Source organism: Methanosarcina sp. A14, from assembly GCF_001729375.1.
GTDB classification, from domain to species: Archaea; Halobacteriota; Methanosarcinia; order Methanosarcinales; family Methanosarcinaceae; genus Methanosarcina; species Methanosarcina barkeri.
Window position 1 is genome coordinate 1 of record NZ_LZPK01000328.1, and the last position, 5,980, is coordinate 5,980.

Below are 5,980 nucleotides of genomic sequence, written 5' to 3' on the forward strand. Positions count from 1 at the left end.
ATATAATATAATATAATATATTATAGTATATTATATTATAATTACATAAATAAATATTATGAAATAAAACCTGTTGGCTTGGGGTAGCATGGGAGAGAATCTGACAGGGAGAAAAGACCATAGTATAATAGTTGCTGCACTTATCTTTATGCTTCTTGCAGCAATTTTTGCAGTTATCGTTTTTAAACAAATTAACCCTGGAAAGTTTACTCTACCTTTTTATTTTCTAGTAATGGGAATGTTTTTCTTTGCTACAGCTATGGAATCAGAAAGTAAACTAGGAGAATGGCTTGCTTCTTTGAGCTGGACTCTTAACATGCTCGGCTTTGTTCTTTTTTATCAGCGCGTAACAGGAAACCTGCAAAGCTGGATCTATATGTGGCCGCTGGTTTTTCCCTCCGGAATTGGAGTGGGTCAGGTCTGCTATGGAGCGGTTAAAGCCAAAAAAGAGCCCATTGAGCGTGGGAAAGCGCTCATCAAGATGGGATTTGGACTTTTTATTCTGATCCTCGTAATCTTCAAGCTCTTTTTCAGTAAAATATTATTTTAAAGGTTAACATTTTAATCTGATTTATTTAAGACTATATGCTCGTAAAATCCTTTAATAAATGCAATTTTGCAAAATTAATCCTTTTAAGTACATTTCAGGAGATTACAATAAATCAATCCGCTCAAATAATTGAAAAACAGTTTTTCTTAACCATAAGGGAAAAAGAGATTTAAAGTGAGTAAAACAGATTTAAATTAATTAAATAAATTTAGAGAAGTAAATACCAAGAACATAAAAAATTAAACTAAAAAAATAAAAGAAGTTAGGCCAGGCTTGACTCACCTTTTCTAAACTCTGGAACCGTAAGAGAGGAAGTCGAGACCAAACTTCCGAGTTCTCTTGCGTTTTCAAGCAGCTTGGGCCTGAATGAGACTTTTAGATTATCCGTACCTGCCGCAATAACCATTTCCAGGACATCAAAGCCGAGATAGTAGAGAAGACCGGCTGTGTATTCAAAATATGGCTTGAAGGCGTCCCTGTCCGAACTGCCCTGGGAAAACACAAGGATCAGTTTTTTATTATCAAGCCTGCTTGAAAAATCAGGTTTTAAGAAGGCTATCAGGCGGTCAATTAAGAGTTTAGTCTGGGCAGTCATCTGCCACATATAAACAGGAGAGCCGAGTACAATAGTATCTGCAGTCTGGATTTCGTGGTAAAGTTCCTGCATGTCATCGTCTATTGCACAGCAACCTGATTCCTGGCATCTGAAACAGGCGTCACAACCTTTAATATTTAGAGATGATAAATTGTAAATTACTTTTTCTGCGCCTTTTTCGGCAGCTCCGTCGAGAATCGCATTTACAAGCTTTGCAGTGTTTCCATTGATATTAGGACTACCCACCAATCCAAGAATTTTAATGTTAAGACCCCCGTTGAAGAGTTTAGAAAGTTAAAAATTTAAACAGTATAACAAAAGTATAAATGATTGATAAACATAAAAAAGTATCTCTTCTTTAAAAAAATTATAAATTCATATAGAAGTTCGGAATAAAGACATAGAAAGTGCTTGATTTTGTACTTCAAGCGCTTAAGTCCTAAAATTGAAGAATAGGCATATATTTTTGGAAATTGAGCTTCAGATCAAAAGTTTGCCATAATATGAGCTTCTCTCCGAGCAGTCTTACTCTTTTTTGAGTTAGGCATACTATGATTTTGACCCTCGATTAATATTCATTCCGTATTTATATTTCTCTTAGTGTTATATTCATTAAAATACTAAACTTCAGGTGATACAATTTGAAATCGAGACTTTCTATCATTTTCTTCACTTTTGATTAATTGCAGTTAATCGCTAGCGGAATCAATGGTAAAGTTTGGTGATTCCAGAAGAGATTAAAGTCTCTAAAAATAATAATTGTATCATATATGATATCATAGACGTTATCAAAATTTTGTTTTATAAATTTCATTAAAGGGGGTAAGTAAACATGGACAAAGGACATTCAATGGGATCGCACACAATGATGCATGCTGGAGCGATGCCTGCTATTGTGGAACTTATGACTGAAATATGGGGACTTCTAACTGAAGAACAGAAAAAGAAAGTTATGATAATGAGAATGGAGATCATGACACAATGGATGGAAAATGAAGTAATTAATGAGGAAAAGATGATCGAGTTAAAGAAAAAAGCCATAGTTGATATTCGAAAGGTACAAGAAATGATGAAATAAAAAATAAATTCAACAGAATAACAATATTAAAATTTATTACAACGTCGAAATTTGTTGACGTCCAGGTATGAGAGATATTCTGTTCTCCAACTCCCTCAACTTGGTTTTCATATTTTGGGTTGTGGTGTCTATTTATAAAACATATTAATGTTAATAATACAGGTAAGTTTACAGAATCCATAACGAGAGAACGTGAGGAAGTCGACGCTTATATTCCCTGAGCTAAAACTAAGGGGTTTTACGTTTCGTCATATAAAATGTGATAAGGAGGTCGGCTATATGACTAATATAAAAGTAAATGTCAGGTGGATGGATGGCTATTATGAGTCATTTGACTGCACAGAAGTTAGATTTGGTTTAGATCTTCTATGGATGATGTTGAATGACAACAAAAACCGGCATATCCCACTTAGAAATGTACGCTGGTTTTCAGTTACGCCGGTAAGCCGCGAAATAATATGACTTATAGTTATTTTATGTTCTTAAGGCAATGTACATTAACAGTTTAGGGTTTACCGAGCGTCGTCTTTACCTATTCCTGCTTTTTTTGAAAACTTACCCGCTGAAAGGTTACCGGGAAAAGGTGTCATTGGAAAATACCTTAATGATGACATTAGGACTTACGCACTGAATGTGAAAACTCAAGCTCAATAGACGCTGCGGCTAAAGGCATATTTTAGGTAGTTGAAGGTTTAATTCTATTGAGTTTTCGTTTAAACCGCGTAAGTCCTGGTAACGTAAGCCCTGGTAACTTTTCAATATATATTACTGACTTTCATGATCGGCTCTTAACTTTTCTTTCCATTTAAAAGGGCAAAAGCTCCAAGCCCCGCAAGAATCACTGTGAGGGTGTTAAATCCGGGAATTGGAAACTCCTTCTCTTCTGTTTGTGTTTGAGGCAGTCCTTTATAGGTATTGTAATTGAAAATCGAGACTCCCAGAAAAGCCGAATCATTGGAATAATAGTCTGCCAGGCCGGTAAAAAGCTGCTGTATTGAATATTTATCCTTAAAGTCTTCTTCCACAGAGATTTCTATTATTCCTCTTGAGCCTGCACCTCTTATTTCTCCCATTTCCAGAGCAACGGCGTCAACAATGTTGGAAACGGAATTAAGCTTTTTATTTTCGCCGGGATAAGCCTTGATAATAAAGAAATCAACAAAAGGAGCGATTTCCTTGATTTGCGACGCATTATAATTAAGCGGAAGGCTTGCTGAGATGGATACGTTTTCTTTAGTCTCTTCATCGGCTGTTTCAAACAGTGTCCTGTAATCGATTGCGTTTTCCTCAGAGCTTTCCCAGGCAGAAGAGTTTACATCGATATCAATCCCATCAAAGGGAGCAAGGGATTTTTCATTATAATCAAGTACTGTGTTCAGAGTATTCTGGCAGAGGTTACCAGCTCCTTTTTTTGTGCAATTTACATCTTCCAGAAGCACGGCATGCACGGAAATCCCCTTTTCATGAGCCATTTTCACAAAACGTTCATACTGCCATACATCTTCGTTGTCTACGCTGAGGAAAATCGTGTCTATTCCTGAGGAATTCAGTTCATTTACAAGGGCAGAGAAATTGAACTCGTACGGGGAAGAAAGCCTGATTCCGGAAGTTTCGGAATTCGGTCTGGGTCCAACCGCGGTTTGAGGCTCGGAAATGTTTTCAGAGCTGTTTTTAAAGCTATATTCAAAGTTATCTTCAGAGACGTTTTCAGAGTGATTTTCAGAGTTGTTTTCAGAGATACTCTGTTCAGAGGTGCCACCTGAAGAATTTCCCAAAGAGTTTCCAGAGTGATTTTCAGAAACGCTTTCTGAAGAATTACCTTCTTTCTGAACTGAAATAATCTTCGCTGTGGGTTCTTCTCCAACAAATTTTCGAACCAGCACATAATCTACTGCCATATAGCCTGTATTCTTCGAAGAATCCTTGTAAGAAGCAGCATACAGGTAAACATGCATTGGGGAATTGGTTACGGAATCATTTGAGACGAAGTCCATTCTCGGATCACGGACACCATTTTTAAACCAGGATATCTTGCGAGTATTGTTCTCTTCATACCAGGCAAGTCCTGAGACATACCATTCTCCTTCAGGAACATTGACATCAGTAAGATCATAGAAATTCTTTTTTTGCTTCCCGTAAATTGTTTCCAGATTCACTCGACTTTCATTGGCAAGCTCGGTCTCATGCTTGATTTCATTTTTTTTGTTGTCTATCTTGTCTATGAAACCCTGTTGCAGCACAGGCCCTCTATTATCCTTACCTGTGGTGACTTTCATTCTTTTGACCACAAATATAGAATTGATCTCAAAACTTTTTTTGCTGTAGATCGTGGATGAATCATAGGCATGGACCTTGGGAGCCGAGACGTTACAGATCCCGTTTTTAACCTCGACCAGTCCTCCTCCCGCACTTTCAGCATTCCAGTCAAGTTCGTTAAGGTAATTGCCCTCAAAATCATCAAAATAGTCAAAAGTTTTTTCTCCACTGCTTACGGCTTCAGCCACAGGGTTCCCATACCTCATAAGAATCTTAGTGGTTTGATTCGCAGAAAGAGACGTAAGCCTGACCCAGATAAGAGCTTCCTCGTTTTCAGGGTCCCAGGTTTCAATCCAGTAATTGAGTGTTCGATTTTCGGAGGAGAATCGAAGGTCAGAGCCATCAATTTTTGCCTCTGAAAAGTTAAAATTCGAAGAGTTCAAAACAACAGCAACAGGGTACTCTTGCAGGTCTTTACCAGCGTTCTCAGTAATTAGGATTTCCGTGGAGCTATTCCATGAATTATCTTTTGTGGAAATACCTGACGTGCCGCCCGTGGCAGCCAGGGCACAACCTGTTAATAAGAATATGAAAAATACAGAGAAAATCACGTATGCAGTATATCTTTTTGTCATCATTAGAAGCCTCTCGCAAGCCCTTTATTAAACTCGATTGAGCATTAGTATGAATTCATGATAGGTAACGATTATGAATTTCTTGATAGGTAGTGATTATTTATTGATAAGAATAAATCTTTTCATAAATTCGTGTCTAAAATAATAATGAGAATAATATTTGTAAAAGAATAATAAAAATAATAATGTTAGTAACTAAATTAAGAAATAAAAAAGAATAATATCCAGATAAGGATAAAACCATAACATGAAATCCGAAACAGTAATAAAGAATCTTTGCAATTACAGTTCCGATGACGCTTCTATCCAGCACCGAACTGAGAAAACTTATACAGGCAAAACCTCCTTTGCTTGAAAATGCCATTGATATAGAAACCCAGATCCAGCCTAACGGACTTGAGCTTACCCTTAAAGAAGTAAAAACAATAGAAGGTTCTGGAGCTGTGGATTTTGATAATTCTGAAAGAAAGCTTCCAGATGGGAAAAAACTTGAATTTGGGGATGATGGTTGGATTCACCTGCCTGAGGGGATTTACAAGGTACTATTCAATGAGATTGTGAATATTCCCATGAATCTGGCTGCGATTGCAAAGCCGCGGTCAACTCTTATTCGCTGCGGAGCTACTCTTGAAACCGCGGTATGGGATGCAGGATACAGAGGTCGCAGCGAGTCGATGCTGGTGGTTTATAACACTGCAGGCTTCAGGCTAAAAAAAGATGCCAGAATTATGCAGCTTTTATTCTATACTCTGGAAGCTGAAGTAGAAAAAGGGTATTCAGGGATTTATCAGAACGAAAATACAAAATAAGTCATTAAAAAACGTTTAAGTTTTTTCTATACTTTTTTGTAACTATTCAGCCATAGC

6 protein-coding genes and 1 pseudogene are annotated in these 5,980 nt (G+C 37.1%); 5 read left to right on the forward strand and 2 right to left on the reverse strand.

The genetic code is table 11. The features are described from left to right. The first annotated feature begins 88 nt into the window (after positions 1 to 88). Positions 89 to 550 (forward strand): hypothetical protein, encoded by a 462-nt coding sequence (locus A9239_RS14105; RefSeq protein WP_048120375.1) that lies wholly within the window; start codon positions 89 to 91, stop codon positions 548 to 550. A 262-nt stretch (positions 551 to 812) separates the two neighbouring features. On the opposite strand, the gene A9239_RS14110 is transcribed toward A9239_RS14105, so the two are convergent. Further along, entirely contained in the window at positions 813 to 1,409 is a 597-nt protein-coding gene (locus A9239_RS14110; RefSeq protein ID WP_048154246.1) for a flavodoxin family protein, read from the reverse strand. A 568-nt stretch (positions 1,410 to 1,977) separates the two neighbouring features. Here A9239_RS14110 and A9239_RS14115 point away from each other — a divergent pair. The 3 genes and pseudogenes from A9239_RS14115 to A9239_RS19095 all read left to right on the forward strand — a co-directional run. Further along, complete coding sequence (locus A9239_RS14115) at positions 1,978 to 2,223, forward strand: hypothetical protein (protein WP_230628823.1); 246 nt, start codon at positions 1,978 to 1,980, stop codon at positions 2,221 to 2,223. A gap of 279 nt (positions 2,224 to 2,502) precedes the next feature. Then, on the forward strand, positions 2,503 to 2,685 hold the full coding sequence (locus A9239_RS14120) for a hypothetical protein (protein ID WP_048102588.1): 183 nt from the start codon (positions 2,503 to 2,505) through the stop codon (positions 2,683 to 2,685). 16 nt (positions 2,686 to 2,701) lie between these two features. Next, positions 2,702 to 2,838: pseudogene (locus A9239_RS19095) on the forward strand (DUF4277 domain-containing protein); the annotation flags it as partial. A 173-nt stretch (positions 2,839 to 3,011) separates the two neighbouring features. Here A9239_RS19095 and A9239_RS14125 read toward each other — a convergent pair. Then, a complete protein-coding gene (locus A9239_RS14125; RefSeq protein ID WP_048120378.1) occupies positions 3,012 to 5,117 on the reverse strand; it encodes a DUF2341 domain-containing protein in 2,106 nt (701 codons plus the stop codon). A 290-nt stretch (positions 5,118 to 5,407) separates the two neighbouring features. Here A9239_RS14125 and A9239_RS14130 point away from each other — a divergent pair, with 290 nt between their 5' ends. Beyond that, positions 5,408 to 5,923, forward strand: coding sequence for a deoxyuridine 5'-triphosphate nucleotidohydrolase (locus A9239_RS14130; RefSeq protein ID WP_048120380.1), 516 nt, complete (start codon positions 5,408 to 5,410; stop codon positions 5,921 to 5,923). Positions 5,924 to 5,980: the final 57 nt, after the last annotated feature.

What these genes read in the sequence shown, in the direction of transcription:
- A9239_RS14105 (WP_048120375.1), top strand. Translation starts at nt 89, where the DNA reads ATGGGAGAGAATCTGACAGGGAGAAAAGACCATAGTATAATAGTTGCT.
- A9239_RS14115 (WP_230628823.1), top strand. Translation starts at nt 1,978, where the DNA reads ATGGACAAAGGACATTCAATGGGATCGCACACAATGATGCATGCTGGA.
- A9239_RS14120 (WP_048102588.1), top strand. Translation starts at nt 2,503, where the DNA reads ATGACTAATATAAAAGTAAATGTCAGGTGGATGGATGGCTATTATGAG.
- A9239_RS14125 (WP_048120378.1), bottom strand. Translation starts at nt 5,117, where the DNA reads ATGATGACAAAAAGATATACTGCATACGTGATTTTCTCTGTATTTTTC.
- A9239_RS14130 (WP_048120380.1), top strand. Translation starts at nt 5,408, where the DNA reads ATGACGCTTCTATCCAGCACCGAACTGAGAAAACTTATACAGGCAAAA.